Origin of the sequence: Amphiplicatus metriothermophilus (assembly GCF_900199215.1) — a bacterium.
GTDB classification, from domain to species: Bacteria; Pseudomonadota; Alphaproteobacteria; order Caulobacterales; family Parvularculaceae; genus Amphiplicatus; species Amphiplicatus metriothermophilus.
This window is the reverse complement of record NZ_FZQA01000003.1, coordinates 90,360-112,903: the sequence shown is the minus strand read 5'-3', so window position 1 is coordinate 112,903 and position 22,544 is coordinate 90,360. Positions and strand designations below refer to the sequence as shown.

Genomic DNA, 22,544 nt, shown 5'->3' with positions numbered 1-22,544 from the left:
TGGGGAATCGCGCCGCAGCCGGCGGGCGTCCTCATGATCCGTCTCCTTCCGCGTCGGCCCCGCCGCTCCGCGCGAAAGCCGCCCAGCGGCTCGCCTCCTCGGCGAGCGCGGGCCGCCCGGCGGCGAGCGCGCGGAGAAAAGCCGCCGCTTCGGCGCCGCGGCCGATCTCGCGCATGGCGCGCGCATAGGCCGCGATGGTCGTCGCATCGCCCGCGCCGGCGGCGAGCGCCCGGCGCGCGGCGCCGGCCGCCGCCTCATGACGCCCGGCGGCGGCGAGCGCGGCGATGGTCCCTGCGCCGGCGGGATCGCGCCGGCGCAGCGCGTCCGCAAACGCCTGAAGGCCGTCTTCGTCGCCGGTCTCGTCGAGAAGCGCCGCGTAAAGCCGCGCGCCGGCCGCGTCATGGGCGAGCCCGTCCGCCGCCGGCGCCAGCGCGTCGCGCGCCGCGCCGGCGCGCCCTTGCGCCTGCAACAGCCGCGCGCGCTCAAGGCGCGCCGGCGCGTGATCCGGATTCGCCGCGATGAAGGCGTCTAGACGCGGACCGGCCTCGCCCGGCGCAAGCGCGACGAGACGCGCAAGCGGCGCCCAGAAGCCGGGCGCGGCCGCGGCGGCTTCGAGCCGAACGCGGGCGCCCGCTTCATCGCCGGCGCGCAAAAGCAGCGCGCCCGCCAGCGCGTCCGTGAGCGGATCGTCCGCATAGGGCGCAAGCGCGGCGAGCGCGCCGGCGATCTCCTCGGCCTCCGATTCGCGGGCGAGCGCGTCGCCGGCGGCCAGCCAGGCGAGGCTGCGCGCGCGCCGCTCGCTCTGCGCGCGCGCCGGCGCGGCGTATGGCCCGAGCAGCATCGCCGCCGGCCCCGGCCCGGGCGCGCCAGCCTGCCCGCCTTCGAGCGCGCGCGCGAAAGCCGCGTCGAGCGCGCCGCGGCGCGCCGCGATCTCCACCAGAAGAAGGCGGGCCGTCGCGCGCGCTTCGGGGGGTCGCGCCGCGGCGAGGCGTCTGGCGGCGCGCTCGGCGGCGTCCGGCCGTCCGGCCTCGATGAAAAAGCGCGCTTCGGCCTCGCCGGCGAGGGGATCGCCGGGCGCGCGCGCCGCCGCCGACGCGAAAAGCGCTTCGGCCTGCGCGCGCCCGCCCGCCCAGGCGCGGATCAGCGCCAGAAAGACCCGCCCGCGCGGCTCGCCCGTCAGGAAGGGCTCGGCCGCGCCCGCCCGCCGGACGGCTTCGCGCGCATCGTCCTGCGCCGCGGCGAGCATGGCGTGCAGATAGTCCGTATACGGATCGCTGACGCCAGGGCGCTTCTCGCGCGCGCGCAAGGCGGCGCGGGCCGCGCCGAAATCGCCTTCGCGGATGAGCGCCTCGATCTCGACGGCCTCGACCGCGCGCGCGCCTGCTCCCGCCTCGCTCGCGCGCCGGGCGGCGGCCCGCGCCGCCGCGAGCGCGCCGTCTTCGAGGGCGAGACGCGCGCGGAAGAGCCAGGCTTCGCCGCGCGCCTCCCCGCCGAGACGCAGGGCGCGGGCGAGCGCCGCGCGGGCCTCTGCCCGCGCGCCTTCAAGATGCGCGACGCGCGCCGCGATCAGCGCCGCGCGGCCCGCGTAAGGGCCCGCCGCCGCGGCGCCGGCCGCCGCCCGCGCTTCGTCGTAACGGCCGAGATGGAACAGCGCCGCCGCGCGCAACATGTCGTCCGCGGACGACTCCGGCGCGTCCTCGGCGAGCGCGCGCAGCGCCGCGCCGGGATCGCCCGCGGCGATGAGCGCGCGCGCCAGCGCCAGGCGCAGCTCCTGCGAGGGCGCGGCGCGATAGGCCGCGCGCAGGCTTTCCGCCGCGCGGACGTAATCGCCGGCTTCGAGAAGAGCGAGCCCCCGCTCCGCCGGATCGGGCGCGCGCGCCTCGCCCGCTTCCTTCGCGCAGGCCGAAAGCGCCGCCAGCGCGATCGCAAGAGAGCATTTCGCCCGCGCCTTCATCCCTAGCGGCTCCCCAATCCGAACAGCGCCACGCGCACCGTCATCAGCAGGATGACGACGTCGAACCGGACGGCGAACCGCCGGATATAATCGAGATCGAAGCGCAGCTTGACGCGCGCGTCCTCGACGGATGCGCCGTATACGTACTTAACCTGCGCCCAGCCGGTCAGGCCCGGCCGCACCGCGTGGCGCAGGCGATAATCCGGAATCTCCCTTTCCAGAAGGCGCACGAATTCGGGCCGTTCGGGGCGCGGCCCGACCATGCTCATCTCGCCGCGAAGCACATTGATCGCCTGCGGAATTTCATCGAAGCGCGTCTTGCGCAGGATACGCCCGACGCGGGTGACGCGCCCGTCGTTCTGCGCCGCCCAGCAGGGGCCCTCCTTCTCCGCGTCCGCCGTCATGGTGCGCAGCTTCAGCATCTGAAAGACGCGCCCGTGAAGGCCCACGCGGCGCTGGCGGTAGAGCACGGGCCCCGGGCTGTCGAGCCTGATGAGAACGGCCGCGAGCGCGATGAGCGGGGCGAACAGAACCAGCAGCGCGAGCGCGGCGGCGACGTCGAGCGCGCGCTTGGCGCGGCTGGCCGTCGCCCGTTCGGCTTTCGCAAGAAGCGCGTCCGCCGCGTCGGACGCGGACCGGATCGAGGCCCGGCGCGCGGGGGACGCGCGGGGCGGCGGCGCTTCGGCGAGGCGTTCGAGGGCGAAGCCCGGCTTCGCCGCCGGCGCGCGCCGGAGAGCGCGGAAAAGCCCCGCGGCGAGAAAGACGAGGCCCGCCGCGATCGCCGTCGCCGCGCACGCGCCCGCCCATCCGAGAAAACCCCACTCCGCCACGTCCCAATCCGCCGCGTCCCAATCCGCCGCGCCCATCCCCCGGGCGCGCTCCCCCGCCGCGCCGCGCCCTGTCCCGAAGCGGGACGGGCCCCCCGAACGCGCAGCAGGGAACATGCCTAACGCTTTATTAATCGGCCGGCGCGGATTTAGGGTCAAAGCCCTTTCAGGCGGCGCGCCGCCGGCGCGGCGCTTTTTGCAGGGCGGCCGGGGCCTGCCGGGCGGAGCCTCATGCGGATTCTCACCCTGACGACGCTTTATCCCAACGCGGCCATGCCGGCCCACGGCGTGTTCGTGGAGAACCGGCTCGCGGCCTTTCTCGCCCGCTCGGGCGCGCAGGCGAAGGTCGTCGCGCCGGTTCCGTGGTTTCCGTTCAGGGGAGAATGGGCCGGCCGTTACGGCGCCTTCGCGCGCGCGCCGGCGCGCGAGACCCGCCGCGGCCTTGAGATCCGCCATCCGCGTTACGCCATCCCGCCCAGGCTCGCCATGGGCTTCGCCCCGGCGGCGCTGGAGCGCTGTTTCGCGAAAGCCGCGCGCGCGTTGATCGCCGAAGGCTGGGACTTCGACCTCATCGACGCGCATTATCTCTATCCGGACGGCGTCGCGGCGGTTCGCGTCGCGAGGCGGCTCGGCAAGCCGGTCGTCCTTACCGCGCGGGGCAGCGATGCGACGCTGCTGCCGCGCTTTCCCCGCCCGCGGCGCATGATCCTCGACGCGATCGGCGAGGCCGACGCCGTGATCGCGGTCGCGCAGGCGCTGAAGGACGAGCTCGTTCGGCTCGGCGCGCCGGCGGAGAAGATCAGCGTGCTGCGCAACGGCGTCGATCCCGACCGCTTCCGCCCGCAGAATCGCGCGGCGGTTCGCAGCCGCCTCGGTCTTAAGGGACCCGTCCTGCTCAGCGTCGGCCATCTGATCAAGCGCAAGGGGCACGATCGCGTCATCGCGGCGCTGGCGGCCCTGCCCGACGCGACGCTGCTGATCGCCGGCGAAGGGCCCGAGCGCGCGCGGCTCGAACGGCGCGCCCGGCGGCTCGGCGTCGACGGGCGCGCGCGCTTTCTCGGCGCCGTTCCGCATGAGGACCTGCCCGCGCTTTACAGCGCGGCGGACGCGCTCGTGCTCGCCTCGTCCCGCGAGGGCTGGCCGAACGTGCTGCTCGAGGCGATGGCCTGCGGCGCGCCCGCGGTCGCGACCGCCGCCGGGGGAACGCCGGAGGTCGTGCGCGCGCCCGAAGCCGGCCGCCTCGCCGCCGCGCGGACCGCCGAGGCCGTCGCGCAGGCCGTGCGCAGCCTTCTCGACGACCCGCCAAGCCGGGACGCCACCCGCGCTTACGCCGAGCGCCATTCCTGGGACGACACGGCGGCGGGGATCGAAGCCCTCTTTGAACGGATCATCGCGCAGCGCGCGCGGGCAGACCGCTGCGCTCATGCCGGCGAAAGCCGCGATCCGGCGCCTGCACGCAAGCGGGTTCCGGCCTTCGCCGGAACGGGCGGGAAGGACGCGCCGCGCCTGCTCGTCACGGTGGACGCGGAAGAAGCCTTCGACTGGTCGCGCTTCGACCGCGAAGGCTGGCGGCTTTGCCCAACCGCCGACATCGACCGGTTCCAGCGGATCGCCGAGGACTTCGGCGCGCGCCCGGTCTATCTGCTCGCCTGGCCGATGCTCGCCGACCCGGCGACGGCCGACTATTTCCGTATGCTGAAAGAGCGCGGCGCGGCCGATCTTGGCGCGCATCTGCATCAATGGACGACGCCGCCCTTTCAGGGATTCGACGCAGAGCGTCATTCCTGGCAATGCAACCTGCCGCCGGACGTCCAGCGCGCGAAGCTCGCCGCGCTCGGCGACGCGTTCGAGGCCGCGTTCGGGGCGCGCCCGCGCGCCCACCGCGCCGGGCGCTACGGCGTCGACGCGCGCGCTTACGAAACGCTCGCCGCATGCGGAATCGCCTTCGATTTCAGCCCCAGCCCCGGCTTCGATTTCAGCGCGCGCGGCGGGCCGGACTTCTCCGCCATGAGCAACGCGCCCTTCCGCATGGAGACGAAAGAAGGCGCCGTGCTCGTCGTCCCCGCGAGCGGGGGCTGGTTCGCGCGCGGAACGCGCCGCGTCGTCTCCCGCCGGCGCGCGCCGCCGGGCCTTGACGGAAAGCCGCCGATCTGGCCGCGCGCGCTCGCGGCGCCGGCGCGGCTCACCTGCGAGGGGCTTTCCTTCGCGGAGCTCGCCGCGCTCGCCCGCGCGCTCGTCCGCGAGAGCCCGCTTCTCGTCTTCAGCCTGCACTCGACCTCGCTCACGCCGGGCGCGAACGCCTATGGGCGCGACGGCGCGGCGGTCGCGGCGATGCTTGAGACCTGCCGGCGGTTCTTCGACTTCTTCCGGCGCGAGCTGGGCGGGGCCTTCGCCGCGCTCGACGATCTCGAAGCGCCCGAGGCGCTTGAGGCGCCGCCGCGCCGTCATGCTTAACCGGACGTTAAGGACGGGCTTCATATTTTATCCGTCCCAAAACCCGAGCCGCGAGCGCGCCCGCTTATGGACCTTCTCTCGCTCTCCCGCATTTTCTTCGCCCTGCTGCTCGTGATCGGGCTCATCGCGGTCTGCGCCCTCGCCGCCAGGCGCCTCGGTCTGGCGCAGGGCGCCGCCGCGCTCGGCCGGAAGCGGCGGCTCGCGCTGGTCGAGACGCTCGCGCTAGACGCCCGCCGGCGCCTCGCCATCATCCGCTGCGACGGGCGCGAGCATCTTGTCGTGCTGGGCCCGGCCGGCGAGACGGTGATCGCGCGCGGCCTGCCCGCGCTGGAACCGGAAGAAACGGACCAGAGCGAGGCCCCGAGCTTCGCCGCGGCGATGGCGCGGCTCAAAGCCTTCGGGCCGGCGCGCAACCCGTTCCGCGGCGGCGGCGCGGCGGACGCGGCGTAGGCGCGCCCGGCCCGATTCGCCTGCACGGCGAGCGGCCGGCGGCGAATCGCACGAAACGGCGCGGCGGCGAATCGCGCTGAGTCTGGTCCCGCATGGGCTTCGGCCCGGTTTCGAACGATCCGGCTTTCCGCGGATCGCACGGTTTCGCTCCAATAAGCCGAGCGCGCGGACGCGCCCGAAGAGCGCGCGAAGAGAAACGACAGGACAGAGGCGATCGCAGTCATGGGCCCAGTATCGGGCCAGGCCGGCAGGCGGGGATAACTATCCCCGCTTTTTAGCTAAGCCTTTGTTTTTTCTATGGGCGACTTCCACATAAAGGCGGAAGAATTCGGCAATGACGGCAGGCGATAGGCGGCAGGCGGCGGGAAACGGACGCTCGTCATCCCGCGCGCCCTTCTCCGTCGTCCCGGATGCGGCGCGGCATGAAATGCTGCGCCGCCGATCCGGGACCGCGTGCGGCGGGCGCCGGCGCTTGCGGGGAGCGGTCCCGGGTCTGCATCGCACCGCTGCGCGCTGCAATGCGCCCGGGACGACGATGGAGCAGGATCACGCGTCCATCTGCGCCGGCGTCAGCGTCACGCTTTCGCCGCAGCCGCAGGCGTCGGTCTGGTTGGGGTTGTTGAACACGAAGCGCTGCGAGAGCTTGTCGGTCACATAGTCGATCTCCGTGCCGAGCAGGAACAGGATCGCCTTGGGGTCGATGAGAATCCTGATTCCGTTGTCCTCGACCACCTCGTCGAGCGGGCCGGCCTCGCTTGCGTAATCCATGACATATTCCATGCCGGCGCAGCCGCCTTTCTTCACGCCGATCCGTACGCCGACATATTTCCCGTCGGCGCCGTCCATGATCTCGCGCATCCGCGCCGCGGCGGCGTCGGTGAGGGTGACGGCTTTCGGTCTCGCTCTCGCCATTGCGGTCCTCTAAAGATAGCCCAGTTCGAGTTTCGCTTCGTCCGACATGCGCTCCGGCGTCCAGAGCGGATCGAACACCATGTTGACCTTCACGTCCTCGACGCCGTCGATCCCGCGCACCGCGCCTTCGACCCAGCCCGGCATCTCGCCCGCCACCGGACAGCCCGGCGCGGTGAGCGTCATGTCGATGGTCAAGACGCGCTCGTCCGACAGATCGACGCGGTAGATCAGGCCGAGCTCGTAGATGTCGACCGGAATCTCCGGATCGTACACGGTCTTGAGCGCGCGCACGACGTCGGCGGTGATGCGCTCGAGCTCCGCGGCCGGAATCGACGGCGCGCCTTCCACCGGCGGCGCCGCGTCCGGCGCGGTCTTGAGGTCGATATATTCGCGAGCGTCGTCCATAAGCCTATCCCAGCATCATATGGGTCTTGCGCAGCGCCTCGATCAAGGCCCCGATCTCGTCATGGGTGTTATAGGCGGCGAAGGAGGCCCGCGCCGTGGCGGTCGCGCCGAGCCGCTTCATAAGCGGCTGCGCGCAGTGATGGCCGGCGCGGATCGCCACGCCGGAGCGGTCGAGAATGGTCGACACGTCGTGCGGATGCGCGCCGTTCACGTTGAAGCAGATGATCGGCGCCTTGTCGGGCGCCTGGCCGTACAGGGTGACGAAGTTCAGCGCGCGAAGCTCTTCGAGCGCATGGTCGCGCAGGGCGTTCTCATGCGCGACGATGGCGTCGAGGCCCGTCGCCTCGATCCAGTCGACGGCCGCGCCGAGCCCGATCGCTTCGAGAATTGGGGGCGTTCCCGCCTCGAAGCGGTGCGGCGGGTCGTTATAGGTCACGGCCTCGGTCGTCACGGCGTCGATCATCTCGCCGCCGCCGCGGAAGGGCGGCAGGGCCTCGAGAACGTCCTTGCGCCCGTAAAGCGCGCCGATTCCCGTCGGCCCGTAGAGCTTGTGGCCGGTGATCGCGTAGAAATCGCAGCCGATCGCGCGCACGTCGACCCGTCCGTGCACGGCCGCCTGACAGCCGTCAAAGAGAATCTTCGCCCCATGCGCATGCGCGATGTCGGTCAGGGCTTTCGCCGGCGTCGGCGCGCCGAGCACGTTCGACATATGGGTGATCGCGACAAGTTTGGTGCGCTCGGTGAACAGCGCCTCGTAGGCGGCGAGGTCGATCTCGCCGTCGTCGGACACGTCGAGCCATTTGAGAACCGCGCCCTTGCGCTCGCGCAACAGATGCCACGGCACGATGTTGGAGTGATGCTCCATCAGCGACAGGATGATCTCGTCGCCGGCGCCGATCTCGCCCGCCCCAAGCGCATAGGCGACGAGATTCATCGCGTCGGTGCCGCCGGAGGTGAAGACGATCTCGTCCGGCGAGGCGGCGTTGAGGAACCGCGCGACCTTCGCGCGCGCCTCCTCGAAGGCGCCCGTCGCCTCGTTCGAGAGCAGATGCAGCCCGCGATGGACGTTGGCGTAGGACGTCTCCATCGCGCGCGTCATCGTTTCGATCACCGCGCGCGGCTTCTGGGCCGAAGCCGCGTTGTCGAGATAGACGAGCGGCTTGCCGTAGGCCTCGCGCGCGAGGATCGCAAATTCCGCGCGCAGGGCTTCCACGTCGAGGCTCATGGCGCGCTCTCCAGCCAGCACCGCATCCGGCGACGGAGGATTTCGGCGATGTTGACCCGTTCGGGACGGTCGAAAATCTCGCCGAGGAACGCCTCGACCAGCAGCGCGCGCGCGGTCTTCTCGTCGAGCCCGCGCTGGCGCATGTAGAAAAGCGCGTCCGCGTCGAGCGCGCCGGCCGCCGCGCCGTGGGCGCACTGCACGTCGTCGGCGTAAATCTCAAGCTCCGGCTTGTGGTCGACCTCGGCGGCCTCCGACAGAAGAAGCGCGCGCGCCTGCATCTGCGCGTCCGTCTTTTGCGCGCCGCGCGCGACCAGGAACTTGCCCTGAAAAACGCCGCGGGCGCGCTCGCGCAGCACGGATTTGTGAAGCTGGCGCGTCGTCGAGCCCGGCGCATGATGCGCCACATGGGTGGTGAGATCGGCGTGGCGCGCGCCGGAGAGAATGGACGCGCCCCTGAAATCGACCTCGGCCTGCGCCCCTTCGAGCGCCAGGCGGGTCTCCATGCGCACGGTCTTGCCGCCGAGCAGAAGCGCCAGCTGATGGAACGCGGCGCCTTCGGCGAGCGCGCCGGCGCACAGCGCCGCCTCGACGCCGTCGTCGGAGCCGTCCTGCAATATGTCGCGGGTCAGGCGCGCGCCGCGACCGAGGTCGATCTCGGTCAGACTGTTCGCGAAATAGCGCCCCGCCCCGTCATAGCTTTCGATCAGCGTCGCGCCCGCCCCTTCCTCGACGATGACGGCGACGCGGCTGTGGCTCGCCCCGCCGCCGGCGATGCGGCGCAGATGAATCGGGCGGGCGACGGTCTTCCCGATACGGAGCTCCACGATCCTGTCGCACATGGCGACGGCGAGATTGCCCGTCGGATGATCGCGCGCGACCGCCGGCGCCGGCCCGCCGCCCTCGACGAGCCTGACCGAAAGCCCCTCCGGCGCGTCGTCCGGCCATTCGGCCGCGCCGTTCATGATCGTGATCTCGAAGGCGTCGACGCCAGAGAAGGACGAAGGCGCGATGACCGCCGCTTCGCCGTCCGCAGGCGGAAGCTCGGCCCGCAGCGCCTGTCTGAGGTCGGTCCACTTCCAGCCTTCCATGCGCCGGTGCGGCAGGCCCGTGCGCGCGAAGGCCTTGAGCGCGGCGGCCTGTCCGGGGCCCGCCGCGCGCGCTTTCGCGGCGGCCATGAGGCCCGCCTCCATCGCCGTCGGGTTGATGAGAAGGCTCGCGCTCATCGCCTAGGCCGCCTCTATGAACTGTTCGTACCCGGCGCGTTCGAGCTCATGGGCGAGGTCGGCGCCGCCGGATTTGACGATGCGGCCGGCCGCGAGCACATGCACCCGGTCGGGTCGGATATGCTCGAGCAGCCGCTGGTAATGGGTGATGACGAGAAAGCCGCGCCGGCCGTCGCGCAAGGCGTTCACGACGTCGCCCACCATCTTGAGCGCGTCGATGTCGAGGCCGGAGTCGGTCTCGTCCATGATCGCGAAGCGCGGCTCGAACAGCGCCATCTGCAGCATCTCCATGCGCTTCTTCTCGCCGCCGGAGAAGCCGACATTGAACGGGCGCTTGAGCTTGTCGTCCGAAAGGCCGACGAGGCGCGCCTTCTCGCGGATGCGTCGCAGGAAATCGGCCGCGGAGACCTCTTCCTCCCCGCGCGCCTTGCGCTGGGCGTTGAGCGCGGTGCGGATGAAGTTCATGGTCGCGACGCCGGGAATCTCCAGCGGATGCTGGAAGGACAGGAACAGTCCGCGCGCGGCGCGCTCGTTCGGATCGAGGGCGAGCAGATCCTCCCCGTCGAACAGCGCGGTCCCCTGCGTGACCTCGTAGCCCTCGCGGCCGGCGAGCGCGAAGGAGAGCGTCGACTTGCCGGACCCGTTCGGTCCCATCACCGCGTGCACCTCGCCGGCGGGGACTTCCAGAGTCGCCCCGCGGAGGATTTCCGCGCCGCCGACGGCGACATGAAGATTGTCGATTTTTAGCATGGATCAGTCTTTTTTCAGCTTCGCTTTCAGAAAGTGGTGCAAGGCGGCGCGCGCCTCGTTGAAGCGCTCATGGGCTTCCTGCTCGGCGACGTACCAGTTGGATGCGAGCGCCTTCGGGTCGTAGGCGCGCGCCAGCTCCGAGAACGCGCCCTGAAGATTCTTCTGCGCGGCGACATATTCCTCGCGCGCCGCCGCATAGTCGGCGTAGAGCTTCTTGAACTCTTCCCAGTCTTTCGCGTTCATGGCGTTACCCCACGCTCCCTTCGAGGCTCACCGATACGAGCTTCTGCGCCTCGACGGCGAACTCCATCGGCAGCTCCTGCAGCACCTCGCGGCAAAAGCCGTTGACGAGCAGCGCCACGGCCTCCTCCTCGGAGAGTCCGCGCTGCCGGCAATAGAAGAGCTGGTCTTCGGACAGGCGCGAGGTCGTCGCCTCGTGCTCCAGAATCGCGCCCGGGTTCTTCGACTCGATATAGGGAATCGTGTGCGCGCCGCACTGATCGCCGATGAGCAGCGAGTCGCACTGGGTGAAGTTGCGCGCGCCCGCCGCATTGCGGTGTATGCTGACGAGCCCGCGATAGGTCGAGTTCGACTTGCCGGCCGAGATGCCCTTGGCGATGATCCGCGAGCGGGTGTTCTTGCCCAGATGGATCATCTTGGTGCCGGTGTCCGCCTGCTGATGATTATTGGTGATGGCGATGGAGTAGAACTCGCCGACCGAATTGTCGCCTTTCAGGATGCAGGAGGGATATTTCCACGTGATCGCCGAGCCGGTCTCGACCTGCGTCCACGAAATCTTCGAGTTCCGCCCCCGGCAGTCGCCGCGCTTGGTGACGAAATTGTAGATGCCGCCCTTGCCGTCCTTGTCGCCGGGATACCAGTTCTGCACCGTCGAGTATTTGATCTCGGCGTCGTCCTCGGCGACGAGCTCGACGACCGCGGCATGAAGCTGGTTCTCGTCGCGCATCGGCGCGGTGCAGCCTTCGAGATAGCTTACATAGCTGCCCGGCGCGGCGATGATCAGCGTGCGCTCGAACTGGCCGGTGTTCGCCTCGTTGATGCGGAAATAGGTCGACAGCTCCATCGGGCATTTCACGCCCTCCGGCACGTAGACGAAGGTGCCGTCGGAGAACACAGCGGAGTTGAGCGTGGCGAAGAAATTGTCCGAGACCGGCACCACCGTGCCGAGATATTTGCGCACAAGCTCGGGGTGCTCGCGGATCGCCTCCGAGATCGACATGAAGACGACGCCGGCCCTGGCGAGCTCCTCGCGGAACGTCGTCGCCACCGAAACCGAGTCGAACACCGCGTCGACCGCCACCTTCGGCGCGCCCTCGACGCCGAGCAGCACCTCGGCCTCCTTGAGGGGGATGCCGAGCTTCTCGAAGTCCTCGAGAATCTCCTTCGGCACGTCGTCGATGGACTTGTAGCGCGCGCCGGTCTTGGGCGCGGCGTAATAGTAGTGGTCCTGATAGTCTATGGGCGGATATTTCACCATCGCCCAGCGCGGCTCTTCCATCTTCAGCCAGCGCCGGAAGGCTTCGAGCCGCCAGTCGAGCATCCACTCGGGCTCTTCCTTTTTGGCCGAGATGAAGCGGATCGTTTCTTCGGTCAGGCCCTTCGGCGCCTTCTCCGACTCGATGTTCGTCGTGAAGCCGTATTTGTAGGTCTCGAGGGCCTTCGCGGTCTCGACCGTCTCGCGGCTGATGGTTTCCTTGACCTGGCTCATGCCGCCCTCGCTTTCACTCTCTGGTACGCCGCCGGCCATTCGCGGATGAAGGCCTCGGCGTCTTCTTCCGTCGTCGCCCAGCCGATGGACACGCGGATGCTGGAGCGCGCTTCGGCCTCGCTCGCGCCCATCGCGGCGAGCACATGGCTCGGTTTCGCCTTGCCGGACGAGCAGGCCGAGCCGGAGGAGATCGCGACGCCGGCGAGATCCATCGTCATTAGCTGCGTCTCGGACGGAAATCCGGGCGCGGACAGACTGAGCGTGCCGGGAAGGCGCGGCGCGTCCCGCCCCCATGCGCGCGCGCCCGCGGCTTCGGCCGCTTCCTGCATGCGGTCGCGCAGGGCCGCGATCGCCGGCGCCTTCGCCAGCGAATCCGCGGCGAGATCGCAGGCGACGCCGAGCCCGACGATCGCCGGAACGTTATGGGTGCCGGCGCGCCGGTTGAGCTCGTGCCCGCCGCCGCGCATCACCGGTTCGAGCGGCAGATTGGGCTGGACGATCAGCGCGCCGACGCCGACCGGCCCGCCGAACTTGTGGCCGGTCATCGCCATCATGTCCGCGCCGGACATCACAAAGTTGACCGGAATCTTGCCGACCGCCTGCGCCGCGTCGACGAACACAAGCCCGCCGCGCTCATGGGCGATGCGCGCGGCTTCCTCGACGGGCTGGACGACGCCGGTCTCGTTGTTGGCGAGCATCACGCAGACGAGGAAGCCGCCCTCGCGCGCGGCGTCGTAGCCGGCGAGCCTGTCTTCCAGCCAGTCGAGATCGACCACGCCCGACGGCCGCGCCGGGATCGTTTCGACGGGAACGTCCGCGCTCGCCGCATTGGCGGAAACGGCCGCGTGCTCGATGGCGGAGACGAACACGCGCTTCACGCAGCCCGCGCGCGCCGCGCCGTGCAGCGCGTAATGGATCGCCTCGGTGCCGCCGCTGGTGAAGATCGCCCCGTTCTGCGGCGCGTTGACGAGCCGGCGCAGCTTCTCGCGCGCCTCCTCGACGAGGCCGAGCGCGCGCCGGCCTTCTTCGTGCACGGAGGAAGAGTTGCCGACGACGCGCATGGCGTCCGCGACCGCCTCGACGACCTCCGGCCGCACGGGCGTCGTCGCGTTGTAGTCGAGATAATGCCGGCGGATCCCCGTCATTGTACGCGCTCCAGCACCGGCGCCCGCGCCGGCGCGTTCACCGCCGCCATGCCGAGCACGCGGCGCTCGATCACGTCTTCGAGCGTGACCGCATTCAGAAAGATGTCGATCTGGCGGCCGAGCTCGTCCCACAGATCGTGCGTGAGGCAGCGCGCCGAGCCGCCCTGGCAGCCCTGGCTCGCGCCGGGCGCGCAGGCGGTGGTTTTGATCTCTTCGTCGGCGGCGTGAATGATTTCCGCGATGCGGATCTCGCCCGGCGCGCGCGCGAGGCGGTAGCCGCCGGCCTGGCCGCGCGCGCTCTCGACGAGGCCGGCGCGGCGCAGCTTGGCGAAAATCTGCTCGAGATAGGCGACCGAGATGCCCTGCCTGAGCGCGATCTCGGCGAGGGCCACCGGCGCGCCGGCCCCGTGAGCGGCGAGGTCCGCCAGGGCGGTCACCGCATAACGGCCTCTGGTAGTGAGCTTCATGCCGCGCTCCCATGCCGCGCCCGCGGCGGCCGGAAAGGCTGCCGCGGCGCGAAAAACGTGTTATAGGCCGCCCCTTCGCCGGGGCCTTGCACTAAGCGAGATAAGAAATCCGACCAAAATCGTCAACTATAAAGCGGCGTCATTCCATTCATTTTTGCGGGATTGAGGGCTTTGCAGCCGTTCCGGGCGCCTGAATGGATCGGATTTGACGCCCCCCATGAACGGAAACAGGAAGGACGGGAACGGGACAGTCATGCCGGAAGTCATTTTCGCAGGACCCGAAGGCCGGATCGAAGGACGCTATCAGAAGGGCAAGGGCGAGCACCCGCCGGTCGCCCTCATCCTCCACCCGCATCCGCTGTTCGGCGGCACGATGAACAACCGCGTCTGCTACGAGCTTTACAATCTGTTCGCGCGCAAGGGCTTCTCGGCGCTGCGCTTCAACTTCCGCGGCGTGGGGCGCAGCCAGGGCGAATACGACCAGGGCCAGGGCGAACTCGCCGACGCGGCGACCGCGCTCGACTATCTCCAGCAGCTCAATCCCAACGCGCCCTTCGCCTGGGTGGCCGGCTTTTCCTTCGGCGCGTGGATCGGCATGCAGCTTCTGATGCGCCGGCCGGAGATCGCGGGCTTCATCTCCGTCTCGGCGCCGGCGAATCTGTACGATTTTTCGTTCCTGGCGCCCTGCCCGTCGTCCGGCGTCGTCATTCACGGCGAGCTCGACAAGGTCTGCCCGCCGGAGGAGACCCGAGTCATGGTCGAGCGCACCCGCACGCAGAAGGGGCGCAAGATCGAATTCGAAGTCGTTCCGGGAGCGGATCACTTCTTCGAATCGAAGATGGACGAGCTGATCGCGGCGAGCGAGGCCTATCTCGACCGACGGCTCGCCCATGACGAGCCCGAAGGCCCGTATCACGAATGAGGGGCGAGGCGCCGCCTCCCGGCCGCATCACCGCGCCGGCGCGTTGAATGCGTCTTCTTCCTCGAGCAGCAGCCAGTCGCGCTCGTCGAGGCCGAACTCGATGTCGAGGAACGCCGGCAGGATGCGCCAGACGCGCCGCGCGCGGGTGTTGGCGAGAACGACGAGTCCCACGTCGCGGTCGGGCAGGAAGGCGATCTGCGCGCCGTAGCCTTCGACGCTGCCGCTATGGGCGACCACGGTCTCGCCCGCATACTGATAAATCCGCCAGCCGAAGCCGTAATGAGCCGCCTCCAGGCGGTCGGCGAGAAAGCCCCAGCGCCGCAGCTCCGCCTTCGTCTCGACGCGCGGGGCCTGCATGATGGCGAGCGCCTCGGCCGGCAGCACATGCGGCGCGCCGCCCATCTGCGCGATCAGCCACCGCGCCATGTCCGTGATGCTGGCGTTGACGCCGCCCGCCGCCGGCGTGCGGTAATAGGCGTCCGAAATCTCGACGGTCCGCCACGGGCCGAAGGCGCGCGCGGCCGCGCCGCCGCGCCCCTCGCCCTGCATGTCGTCCTCGATCGGGTCGCGCACATGCGGGCGCGCCCAGTCGCCGGCGGCTTCGAGCGCGGCGCGGCCCAGCGAGGCGCGCGTCATGCCGAGCGGCGCAAAAAGGCGCTCGCGGGCCAGCGCCTCGTAGGGCGCGCCATAGACCGCGGACAGAACGTCCGCAATCAGATTGAAGGCGATGTTCTGATAGGCGTAGCACGTCCCGACGCCGCACACCGGATCGACCCGGCGAAAGCGCGGCAGGATGTCCTGCGGCGCGAGGCCGGCTTCGAGCAGGTTGTCATAGGCGTTGGGCGGCAGGCCGACGCGGTGGCTCAGCACATGCGCGACGTTGACGGCGCGCTCGGCTCCGCCCTTCAGGCGAAAGGCCGGCGCGTAGTCGGCGAGCGCGGCGTCGGGCGCAAGGCGCCCCTCCGCCATCGCCTGGGCGGCGAGCGCGGCGGCGAAGCCTTTCGACAGCGAGCCCACGCGGAAGACCGTGTCGGGCGTGACCGGCGCGGCGCCGCCCGCCTCGCGCGCGCCCCAGGTCCGGATGAAATCGACCTCGCCGCCGCGCACGACCGCCACGGCCAGGCCGACGAAATCGTCCGTCGCCGCGGCCTCGTCGAGCAGGTCCTGGAACGCCGCCATGCGGGCGCGCGCAAGTCCCCGCGGCGAGAACGCCTCCGACAGCATGGTCGGCCCGGCGCCGTCGGGCGGCGTCTGCGCGCCCCCCTCGGGCTGCGGCTCGCCTGCGGCGGCGGCGGAAAACGCGAAAGCGGCGGCGAAGACGCCGAAGAGAATACGCATACGGATCTTTTTCATCTGGCGCGGTCGGGAGCGGTTCATTCGCCCGTCTTCAGCCGGCGATAGACGATCGCCGGGATCGAATACTGCACGCTGGCGACGAAGGCCTGAAAGATGATCGACGCGACGAAATAGGCGAGCATGACGATCGACCCGATAATCGCCAGCGCCCCGCCCTGGCCCATCGCGAACTTGGCCAGAAGCTCGATGATGTTGGCGACGAGGCCGAAAATCAGCGACAGAAGGATGATCGCGACGAAGAACAGCGCGTAGACGAAGAAGATCGACCAGGCCGCGCCGCCCGTCATGGCGAAGGAGCCGAACAGAACCAGCCGGTTTTCCGCCGCGGAAGCGGCCGGGAACGGCGCGAGCTTCACGTTGAGATAGATGGTCGGGACGATCCCGATGAGGAAGGCGTAGAAAAGCGGCCTCATGCTCGCGACGAGGGCGTTCGTCAGATCGGCCGGCGGCGTCGCGCCTTCGCCTTGAGTCATGCCGAAGGCGATCAGGTCGGCGGCGGCCTTGATCCAGCCGAACGGGGCCGCGCCGGTTATGGCCGCGCCGATCAGAAGCGCGACGATCGAGATCGCCAATCCGAGCGCGCCGAGGATGAAATAGGCCCAGAAGACGCGCCAGGCCGGACCGTCAAGGCGCAAATGGAACAACCCCTTGCGCTCTTCGCCGAGCGCGACGAGGCGGAACAGCGAGGCGATCGCGCCGGAGAACAGAAGAAAGCTCGCCGCGTAAACGGCCAGCCCGCCGGCGACGGCGAGCGGAACGGGGACCTTCAGCATTTCCCCGATGCTCTGCGGCGGCCCAGAAGCAGCCCGCATGGCTTCCAGGTCGATGACGGCGACGGCGTAAAAACCAAACAGCAGGACCGAAAGGGCGACAGGGGCCCAGGCGAACCGGATGAGCGCGCCCCAGCGATGCAGGCCGAACTGAAAGGCTTCGTTGATCGTCTCCCCGACGGGCAGCCGCTCGGCCATTGGCGTTCCCTCCGCTTTTCAGGCGCGCGGCCCGTCGCCGACCGCGGCGCGCGTCCAGACATAACGCGATCCGGCCGCATCGGCCGCATCGGCGCCGGTCATCCAAGCGCGTTCGCTCTCGCGGTACAAGCGTCCGAACAGGCCCGCCGAAACACCGTAGGAGAAGAACGTCCAGAAAACGTTGTAGAGGATCTTGAGCCCGTTCCAGACCCACGCGAAGACCGGACGCACCCATTCGCCCGTCTCGCCGCCGTCGACGAGCCGCGTATAGGTTTCCGTGGCCGCGAAAAGGTAATTGATCGTCGCGCGCAGCGCCGGAAAGGCGATCATGTTGATGAGCCACTGCACGGCGAAGATGACCGCCGAGACCATGATAAGCGCGGCGAACAGCCGGGCGATGTTCCACCCGCGGGTGACCTTGAACAGCCCGCCCGGCGCCAGCGAGCCCCGGCAGACCGCGACGCCCGGCCAGGCGAACAGCCGCAGGCTGACGTAATAGCCGAGCACGAGAACGATCGCCGCGGCGGCGAGAAGCGGGCTCGCCTGCGCGCCGACCGGCAACCCCAGATTCGCAAGCAGCGCCAGCCAGACGAGGCCGACCAGCGCGCCGCCCCAAAAGAGCGTCGCGAGCGCGCGCAAGACGAGATTCGGCCGCTCGGGCGGCCTCGCGCGGTTTTTCGGCGTGAAATGCCGCGTCAGGACGATCCACAGAACGAGGGCGAAGGGCGCGACGGCCGCCAGCGGCGCGCCGACGTCGTAAAGCCAGGCTCTTCCCTGCTCTTCGAGCAGGCTGCGGCGGGTGACGATTTCTATCGTATGCAGACTTTCAGGGTTCGGAAACGTGGCGTAGGTCTCGGCCAGCGCCTCGCCGACATAGCGCAGCACGAAATAGACCGTGATCCCCGCCGGCGCGAAGACGAAGACCGCCGCGACGAGAAGGCTCAGAAGGCTCGCGACGATATAGCGCAGCTGCGCCGGCCCGAACTCCAGCCGCACGAGCCCGGGGCGCGGCCGCTCGCCGAGCCCGGCGAGCCGGATGAGCGGCGCCATGAAGGCGGCGACGAGCACGAGCTCCGCCGCCGCGCTCGCTGCGATCAGCGTGGCCATCTCGCCGGGCTTGCCGAGCCAGCCGAGCGCCAGCGCCCTGCCGAACAGCGCCTCGGCCTGCGCGAAGGAGCGCACGTCCGCGAAGGTGACGAGCCGGCCCGCGGCGATCGACAGCGCGGCGAACACCGTCGTCATGTTGAGCACGAGCAGCAGGACCACCGGCAGCCAGGCGACCCGCATGATCGTCTCCATGCGGCGCGCGCCGAAATTGAGCGCCTCGCCGACGACGGAAAACACCGGCAGCTTCATGGAATACGCCCCTCCGACCCCGCGCCGGCCCTGGCGGTCCCGTCCGCCGCGCCGGCTGTCCCCGGGACGATCCTAACCGCAAGCCCGCGACGGCGGCAAAGTGAATTTGTAACGTCCCGCGCCGGCGGCAGAGGGCGCGCCCCTTAACGCCGGGGTCTGCAGGGCCTAAAGAAACGCCATGAGCAAACCGAAAGAACCCTTCGTGCATGTGATCGGCGCCGGCCTCGCCGGCTCGGAAGCCGCCTGGCAGGCGGCCGAGGCCGGCGCGCGCGTCGTCCTCCACGAGATGCGCCCCGCGCGCATGACCGAGGCGCACAAGACCGGCGGCTGCGCCGAGCTCGTCTGCTCCAACTCCTTCCGCTCCGACGACGCCGAGACCAACGCCGTCGGGCTCCTGCATGAGGAGATGCGCCGGTCGGGCTCGCTCGTCATGCGTTGCGCCGACGCCAACCAGGTGCCGGCGGGCGGCGCGCTCGCCGTCGACCGCGACGGATTCTCCGCCGCCGTCACCGCCGCGCTCGAGGCCCATCCGCGCATCGAAATCGTCCGCGAGGAGGTCGCGGGCCCGCCGCCCGAAGACTGGGAAAACGTCGTCGTCGCCACGGGCCCCCTGACCTCGCCGGCTCTGGCCGAGGCGATCGCGGCGCTGACCGGCGAGGAGTCGCTAGCCTTCTTCGACGCCATCGCGCCCATCGTCTATCGCGACAGCATCAATTTCGACGTCGCCTGGATGCAGTCGCGCTACGACAAGAAGGGCCCCCATGCGCAAGAATCGGGCGGCGACGGCGCCGATTACGTCAACTGCCCGCTCGACGAAGCGCAGTATGACGCCTTCGTCGACGCGCTTCTCGCCGGCGAGAAGACCGACTTCAGGGAGTGGGAGAAATCCACGCCCTATTTCGAAGGCTGCCTGCCGATCGAGGTGATGGCCGAGCGCGGACGCGACACGCTGCGCTTCGGGCCGATGAAGCCGGTGGGGCTGACCGATCCGCGAACCGGGCGGCGGCCTTACGCCGTCGTGCAGCTGCGCCAGGACAACGCGCTGGGCACGCTCTACAACATGGTCGGCTTCCAGACGAAGCTGAAATACGGCGCGCAGACCGAGATTTTCCGGCTCATTCCCGGCCTTGAAAAGGCGGAGTTCGCGCGGCTCGGCGGCATCCACCGCAACACTTTCCTCAATTCGCCGAAGCTGCTCGACCGGAGCCTGCGGCTGAAGGCGCGCCCGGCGCTGCGGTTCGCCGGACAGATCGCCGGCGTCGAGGGCTACCTTGAGAGCGCCGCGATCGGCCTGCTCGCCGGGCGATTCGCGGCCGGCGACGCGCTCGGCCGCACGGCGCTCCCGCCCCCGGCGACGACCGCGCTCGGCGCGCTTCTCGGCCACATCACCGGCGGGCATCTGTCGGACGGCGCCGGCGCGCGCGGCGCCTTTCAGCCGATGAACGTCAACTTCGGCCTGTTCCCCGACATCGACGCGCCGGATACGGACGAATCGGGCCGCCGACTCAAAGGCAAGGAGAAGGGCCGCGCGAAAAGGCGCGCGCTCACGCGCCGCGCCCTCGCCGACCTCGAAGCGTGGCTCGGACCCGCCCGTCAGGCCGCGGAATAGTTTTCATCTCGAAACGAATTAAAAAAGGATGGGCTGCGACGGCGAACCGTCGCAGCCCGCCCCGGCGGTGCAACCTGGGGGAGACTGGCCGCCCGCGGGGAACCTTCGCTCCCGTTTCGGCCTGAGGGAATCGTCCGCTTGATTTATGCGGCCGAAGCCGCTTAGGTCAGGCGTACGAGAGAGTCAGTTGCGTTTTAGACAGGTGTCCTAAATTAGGTCAAGCGGGTTTTTCATCAAATATCGGCAACATGGCGCCGCAGGGGGAGACGCCCATGAAAGATTTCGCCGAGCGACAAAAAGAGCGCGGCCTCAACACCATTCTCGCCTATCTCGAAGAGCTGCGCGCCAGCCGGCCGAGCGTCGCGCTGGCCGAGGGGCGCTCGTCCAAGGGCGCCCAGACCATCGCGACCATTCTCGCCGCGGCGCGGGAGGTGTTCACCCGCGACGGCCACGCCAAGCTCTCGCTGCGCAAGGTCGCGGAGGAAGCCGGCGTCGCGCTCGGCAACGTCACCTATTACTTCCCCGCCAAGCGCGATCTTCTCGAAGCGATGCTGCGCGAGGCGCTGGCCGAATATGTCGAGGAGCATATCCGTCAGTTCGAGGCCGACGCCGACTCGCCGCTGGAGATTCTCCTCAACGTCGTCACGTTCTATGTCGTCAACGCCCGTCAGTCGCACCGGTTCTTTTATCAGATGTGGGGCTATGCGGGCAGCGACGAGACGGCGCGCGAGACCGTGCGCAATCTGTACCGGCCTATCGGACGGTTCATCTATTACATGGCCAAGGCGGCCAATCCCTCGCTCACCGACCGGCGCATCCGCCAGATCGTGCTGCAGCTATTCAGCCTGGAAGAAGGCGTGAAGCTGTTCATCGGCCTTGGGCCCCACGACGATCCGGCGCTGAAGACCGCCGAGCGCGACATCCGCGCGCTCGCCCGGCGGCTGCTGACGGAGGCGTGACGCTTTCGCCGCGATCGCCGCTGCGCTAGGCTCCAGGCCCGGCCAGCCCGGAAGCCGCTGCGGGAGCGGGCCTTGTCCGTCGAAACGACCAGTACGCTGCAAACAGACAATCTCGCGGAAGGCGAGAGCTGTCCCGACGTCGAAATCGTCATCCGGCCGCGCACGCGCGATCTCGGCGGCTTCACGGTCGGGCGCGTGCTGCCCTTCGCGAAGCGCCGCATGGTCGGACCGTTCATCTTCTTCGATGAAATGGGGCCTGCGGATTTTCCGGCCGGCGCCGGGATCGACGTGCGCCCGCACCCGCATATCGGGCTCGCCACCGTCACCTATCTCTTCGAGGGGGAGATCCGACACCGCGACAGTCTCGGCTTCGACCAGATCATTCGGCCCGGCGACGTCAACTGGATGACCGCCGGGCGCGGCATCGTGCATTCGGAACGCACGGATGCGGGCCTTCGCGCGAAAGGCCGCCGCCTGCACGGGATCCAGAGCTGGGTCGCCCTGCCCGAAGCGCACGAAGAGGCCGAACCCGCGTTCCATCATCATCCGAAGGCGTCGCTTCCGGTCGTCGAGGGGAAGAACATCCGCCTGCGTCTCATCGCCGGGCGCGCCTATGGCGAGACCTCGCCGGTGAAGACCTTTTCCGAGATGTTTTATCTCGCCGGCCAAGCCGAATCCGGCGCGGCGCTCGCCCTGCCCGAGGATCACGCCGAACGCGCGCTCCATCTCGTCTCGGGCGCGCTCGACGTCAACGGAACCCGCATCGAGGCCGGCCGTATGCTCGTCTTCCGCGACGGCGCCGCGCCGGACATCCGCGTCGCCGACGGCGGCGGGCCCGCGCGCTTCATGCTGCTCGGCGGCGCGCCCCTGGGGCTCCGCCATATCTGGTGGAACCTCGTCTCTTCCTCGCAGGATCGCATCGAACAGGCCAAGCGCGACTGGGCGCGCTCGGCCGAGGCCGGATTCCGGAACGCGCCGTTCGCCCTGCCGCCGGACGAGCGCGAGTTCATTCCCCTTCCCGAGCGTTGACGGGCCGCGCCTTGCGCGCGCGCGCGCCGCGGCGTAGCAAGCCGGCATGGCTGCGGACGCGACCCCGCCGGACCTTTCCGGCAAAACCGCCCTCGTCACCGGCGCCTCGCGCGGGATCGGGCGGGCCATGGCGCTCGCGCTGGCCGGGGCCGGCGCGCATGTGCTGGCGCTGGCGCGCACCGTCGGCGGGCTCGAGGAGCTCGACGACGAGATCCGCGCCGCCGGCGGGCGCGCCTCGCTCATCCCCGCCGACGTCACGGACGCGGAGGCGATGGACGGCCTCGGCCCGGCCCTCGCCCGGCGTTTCGGCAAGCTCGACATCTTCATCGCCAACGCCGCGATCCTCGGCGAGCTCGCGCCCCTGACCGACATCGCGGAGAAAGTCTGGCTGAAGACGCTCGAGGTCAACGTCACCGCGAACTGGCGGCTCATCCGCAGTCTCGACCCGCTGCTGCGCGCGTCCGGCGCGGGCCGGGCGGTTTTCCTCTCCTCGCGGGTCGGCGGAGAAGACGCGCGCGCCTTCTGGGGCGCCTATGCGGTCTCGAAGGCCGCGCTCGAAATGCTGGCGAAGACATACGCGCTCGAAGCGAAGATCGCGGGCGTGCGCGTCGCCGTCATCGACCCGGGCGCTATGCGCACGAAGATGCGCGCCCAGGCGATGCCGGGCGAGAACCCCGACGCGCTGCCCGACCCGGCCGAACTCGCGCCCTTGCTCTATCGCGCCGTCTCGCCGGATTACGACGGCCTCGCCGAGCGGTTCGTGTTTCGGGAATGGCGGGCCGCGGGGAAAATAAGCGGGTAGAC

General features: G+C 69.9%; 21 protein-coding genes. 7 read left to right on the top strand and 14 right to left on the bottom strand.

Annotated features, from left to right (window positions below):
* Positions 1-31: 31 nt before the first annotated feature.
* On the bottom strand, positions 32-1,954 hold the full coding sequence (locus tag CHB64_RS08210) for a hypothetical protein (RefSeq protein ID WP_089412140.1): 1,923 nt from the start codon (positions 1,952-1,954) through the stop codon (positions 32-34).
* A 2-nt stretch (positions 1,955-1,956) separates the two neighbouring features.
* A complete protein-coding gene (locus CHB64_RS08205; RefSeq protein WP_089412139.1) occupies positions 1,957-2,820 on the bottom strand; it encodes a sugar transferase in 864 nt (287 codons plus the stop codon).
* Between the two features lie 192 nt (positions 2,821-3,012).
* Here CHB64_RS08205 and CHB64_RS15385 point away from each other — a divergent pair, with 192 nt between their 5' ends.
* On the top strand, positions 3,013-5,235 hold the full coding sequence (locus CHB64_RS15385; protein WP_200815288.1) for a glycosyltransferase: 2,223 nt from the start codon (positions 3,013-3,015) through the stop codon (positions 5,233-5,235).
* Positions 5,236-5,301: 66 nt separating this feature from the next.
* On the top strand, positions 5,302-5,685 hold the full coding sequence (locus CHB64_RS08195; protein WP_089412138.1) for a FliO/MopB family protein: 384 nt from the start codon (positions 5,302-5,304) through the stop codon (positions 5,683-5,685).
* 546 nt (positions 5,686-6,231) lie between these two features.
* Here the strand turns inward: CHB64_RS08195 and sufA are convergent.
* From sufA to CHB64_RS08150, 9 genes are read right to left on the bottom strand one after another with little or no spacing between them, the layout of a single operon-like run.
* Positions 6,232-6,597 (bottom strand): Fe-S cluster assembly scaffold SufA, encoded by a 366-nt coding sequence (gene sufA, locus CHB64_RS08190; protein ID WP_089412137.1) that lies wholly within the window; start codon positions 6,595-6,597, stop codon positions 6,232-6,234.
* Between the two features lie 9 nt (positions 6,598-6,606).
* The gene (locus CHB64_RS08185; protein ID WP_089412136.1) at positions 6,607-7,002 is read right to left on the bottom strand and encodes an SUF system Fe-S cluster assembly protein; all 396 of its coding nucleotides are present in this window, start codon (positions 7,000-7,002) and stop codon (positions 6,607-6,609) included.
* Positions 7,003-7,006: 4 nt separating this feature from the next.
* Positions 7,007-8,227: a cysteine desulfurase gene (locus CHB64_RS08180; RefSeq protein ID WP_089412135.1), complete on the bottom strand. Its 1,221-nt coding sequence runs from the start codon at positions 8,225-8,227 to the stop codon at positions 7,007-7,009.
* Positions 8,224-9,450 carry a Fe-S cluster assembly protein SufD gene (sufD, locus tag CHB64_RS08175; protein WP_089412134.1) on the bottom strand — a complete coding sequence of 409 codons (1,227 nt, stop codon included), beginning with the start codon at positions 9,448-9,450 and terminating at the stop codon, positions 8,224-8,226. The genes CHB64_RS08180 and sufD overlap by 4 nt, the downstream gene beginning before the upstream one ends.
* A gap of 3 nt (positions 9,451-9,453) precedes the next feature.
* Positions 9,454-10,200, bottom strand: a complete 747-nt coding sequence (gene sufC / locus CHB64_RS08170; RefSeq protein ID WP_089412133.1) for a Fe-S cluster assembly ATPase SufC — start codon at positions 10,198-10,200, stop codon at positions 9,454-9,456.
* Positions 10,201-10,203: 3 nt separating this feature from the next.
* Positions 10,204-10,443, bottom strand: a complete 240-nt coding sequence (locus tag CHB64_RS08165) for a hypothetical protein (RefSeq protein ID WP_089412132.1) — start codon at positions 10,441-10,443, stop codon at positions 10,204-10,206.
* A 4-nt stretch (positions 10,444-10,447) separates the two neighbouring features.
* Positions 10,448-11,929, bottom strand: a complete 1,482-nt coding sequence (sufB, locus tag CHB64_RS08160) for a Fe-S cluster assembly protein SufB (RefSeq protein WP_089412131.1) — start codon at positions 11,927-11,929, stop codon at positions 10,448-10,450.
* Positions 11,926-13,074, bottom strand: coding sequence for a cysteine desulfurase family protein (locus CHB64_RS08155; RefSeq protein WP_089412130.1), 1,149 nt, complete (start codon positions 13,072-13,074; stop codon positions 11,926-11,928). Before CHB64_RS08155 ends, sufB begins: the two co-directional genes overlap by 4 nt.
* Complete coding sequence (locus CHB64_RS08150; protein ID WP_089412129.1) at positions 13,071-13,541, bottom strand: Rrf2 family transcriptional regulator; 471 nt, start codon at positions 13,539-13,541, stop codon at positions 13,071-13,073. Before CHB64_RS08150 ends, CHB64_RS08155 begins: the two co-directional genes overlap by 4 nt.
* Before the next feature lie 253 nt (positions 13,542-13,794).
* On the opposite strand from CHB64_RS08150, the gene CHB64_RS08145 reads away from it, so the two are divergent.
* Positions 13,795-14,463 (top strand): alpha/beta hydrolase, encoded by a 669-nt coding sequence (locus tag CHB64_RS08145; RefSeq protein WP_089412128.1) that lies wholly within the window; start codon positions 13,795-13,797, stop codon positions 14,461-14,463.
* Between the two features lie 27 nt (positions 14,464-14,490).
* On the opposite strand, the gene CHB64_RS08140 is transcribed toward CHB64_RS08145, so the two are convergent.
* The 3 genes from CHB64_RS08140 to CHB64_RS08130 are packed head-to-tail and all read right to left on the bottom strand — an operon-like array spanning position 14,491 to position 18,143.
* A complete protein-coding gene (locus tag CHB64_RS08140) occupies positions 14,491-15,840 on the bottom strand; it encodes a serine hydrolase domain-containing protein (protein WP_089412127.1) in 1,350 nt (449 codons plus the stop codon).
* Positions 15,837-16,787, bottom strand: a complete 951-nt coding sequence (locus tag CHB64_RS08135) for a hypothetical protein (protein WP_089412126.1) — start codon at positions 16,785-16,787, stop codon at positions 15,837-15,839. The genes CHB64_RS08140 and CHB64_RS08135 overlap by 4 nt, the downstream gene beginning before the upstream one ends.
* 18 nt (positions 16,788-16,805) lie before the next feature.
* Positions 16,806-18,143, bottom strand: coding sequence for a hypothetical protein (locus tag CHB64_RS08130; protein WP_089412125.1), 1,338 nt, complete (start codon positions 18,141-18,143; stop codon positions 16,806-16,808).
* Between the two features lie 178 nt (positions 18,144-18,321).
* Here CHB64_RS08130 and trmFO point away from each other — a divergent pair, with 178 nt between their 5' ends.
* The 4 genes from trmFO to CHB64_RS08110 all read left to right on the top strand — a co-directional run bounded on the left by trmFO (position 18,322) and on the right by CHB64_RS08110 (position 22,542).
* Complete coding sequence (gene trmFO / locus CHB64_RS08125) at positions 18,322-19,752, top strand: methylenetetrahydrofolate--tRNA-(uracil(54)-C(5))-methyltransferase (FADH(2)-oxidizing) TrmFO (RefSeq protein WP_089412124.1); 1,431 nt, start codon at positions 18,322-18,324, stop codon at positions 19,750-19,752.
* A 272-nt stretch (positions 19,753-20,024) separates the two neighbouring features.
* A complete protein-coding gene (locus CHB64_RS08120; RefSeq protein WP_159462447.1) occupies positions 20,025-20,711 on the top strand; it encodes a TetR/AcrR family transcriptional regulator in 687 nt (228 codons plus the stop codon).
* Positions 20,712-20,783: 72 nt separating this feature from the next.
* Positions 20,784-21,740: a pirin family protein gene (locus CHB64_RS08115; protein WP_234993336.1), complete on the top strand. Its 957-nt coding sequence runs from the start codon at positions 20,784-20,786 to the stop codon at positions 21,738-21,740.
* Positions 21,741-21,786: 46 nt separating this feature from the next.
* Positions 21,787-22,542, top strand: a complete 756-nt coding sequence (locus CHB64_RS08110; protein ID WP_089412122.1) for an SDR family NAD(P)-dependent oxidoreductase — start codon at positions 21,787-21,789, stop codon at positions 22,540-22,542.
* Positions 22,543-22,544 lie beyond the last annotated feature (2 nt).

Bases quoted from the DNA above. Each gene is read 5' to 3' on its own strand.
- trmFO (WP_089412124.1), top strand. From the start codon at position 18,322: ATGAGCAAACCGAAAGAACCCTTCGTGCATGTGATCGGCGCCGGCCTC.
- CHB64_RS08135 (WP_089412126.1), bottom strand. From the start codon at position 16,787: ATGGCCGAGCGGCTGCCCGTCGGGGAGACGATCAACGAAGCCTTTCAG.
- CHB64_RS08145 (WP_089412128.1), top strand. From the start codon at position 13,795: ATGCCGGAAGTCATTTTCGCAGGACCCGAAGGCCGGATCGAAGGACGC.
- CHB64_RS08120 (WP_159462447.1), top strand. From the start codon at position 20,025: ATGAAAGATTTCGCCGAGCGACAAAAAGAGCGCGGCCTCAACACCATT.
- CHB64_RS08130 (WP_089412125.1), bottom strand. From the start codon at position 18,143: ATGAAGCTGCCGGTGTTTTCCGTCGTCGGCGAGGCGCTCAATTTCGGC.
- CHB64_RS08155 (WP_089412130.1), bottom strand. From the start codon at position 13,074: ATGACGGGGATCCGCCGGCATTATCTCGACTACAACGCGACGACGCCC.
- CHB64_RS08150 (WP_089412129.1), bottom strand. From the start codon at position 13,541: ATGAAGCTCACTACCAGAGGCCGTTATGCGGTGACCGCCCTGGCGGAC.
- CHB64_RS08210 (WP_089412140.1), bottom strand. From the start codon at position 1,954: ATGAAGGCGCGGGCGAAATGCTCTCTTGCGATCGCGCTGGCGGCGCTT.
- sufC (WP_089412133.1), bottom strand. From the start codon at position 10,200: ATGCTAAAAATCGACAATCTTCATGTCGCCGTCGGCGGCGCGGAAATC.
- CHB64_RS08180 (WP_089412135.1), bottom strand. From the start codon at position 8,227: ATGAGCCTCGACGTGGAAGCCCTGCGCGCGGAATTTGCGATCCTCGCG.
- CHB64_RS15385 (WP_200815288.1), top strand. From the start codon at position 3,013: ATGCGGATTCTCACCCTGACGACGCTTTATCCCAACGCGGCCATGCCG.
- sufD (WP_089412134.1), bottom strand. From the start codon at position 9,450: ATGAGCGCGAGCCTTCTCATCAACCCGACGGCGATGGAGGCGGGCCTC.
- sufA (WP_089412137.1), bottom strand. From the start codon at position 6,597: ATGGCGAGAGCGAGACCGAAAGCCGTCACCCTCACCGACGCCGCCGCG.
- CHB64_RS08205 (WP_089412139.1), bottom strand. From the start codon at position 2,820: ATGGGCGCGGCGGATTGGGACGCGGCGGATTGGGACGTGGCGGAGTGG.
- sufB (WP_089412131.1), bottom strand. From the start codon at position 11,929: ATGAGCCAGGTCAAGGAAACCATCAGCCGCGAGACGGTCGAGACCGCG.
- CHB64_RS08195 (WP_089412138.1), top strand. From the start codon at position 5,302: ATGGACCTTCTCTCGCTCTCCCGCATTTTCTTCGCCCTGCTGCTCGTG.
- CHB64_RS08165 (WP_089412132.1), bottom strand. From the start codon at position 10,443: ATGAACGCGAAAGACTGGGAAGAGTTCAAGAAGCTCTACGCCGACTAT.
- CHB64_RS08110 (WP_089412122.1), top strand. From the start codon at position 21,787: ATGGCTGCGGACGCGACCCCGCCGGACCTTTCCGGCAAAACCGCCCTC.
- CHB64_RS08185 (WP_089412136.1), bottom strand. From the start codon at position 7,002: ATGGACGACGCTCGCGAATATATCGACCTCAAGACCGCGCCGGACGCG.
- CHB64_RS08140 (WP_089412127.1), bottom strand. From the start codon at position 15,840: ATGAACCGCTCCCGACCGCGCCAGATGAAAAAGATCCGTATGCGTATT.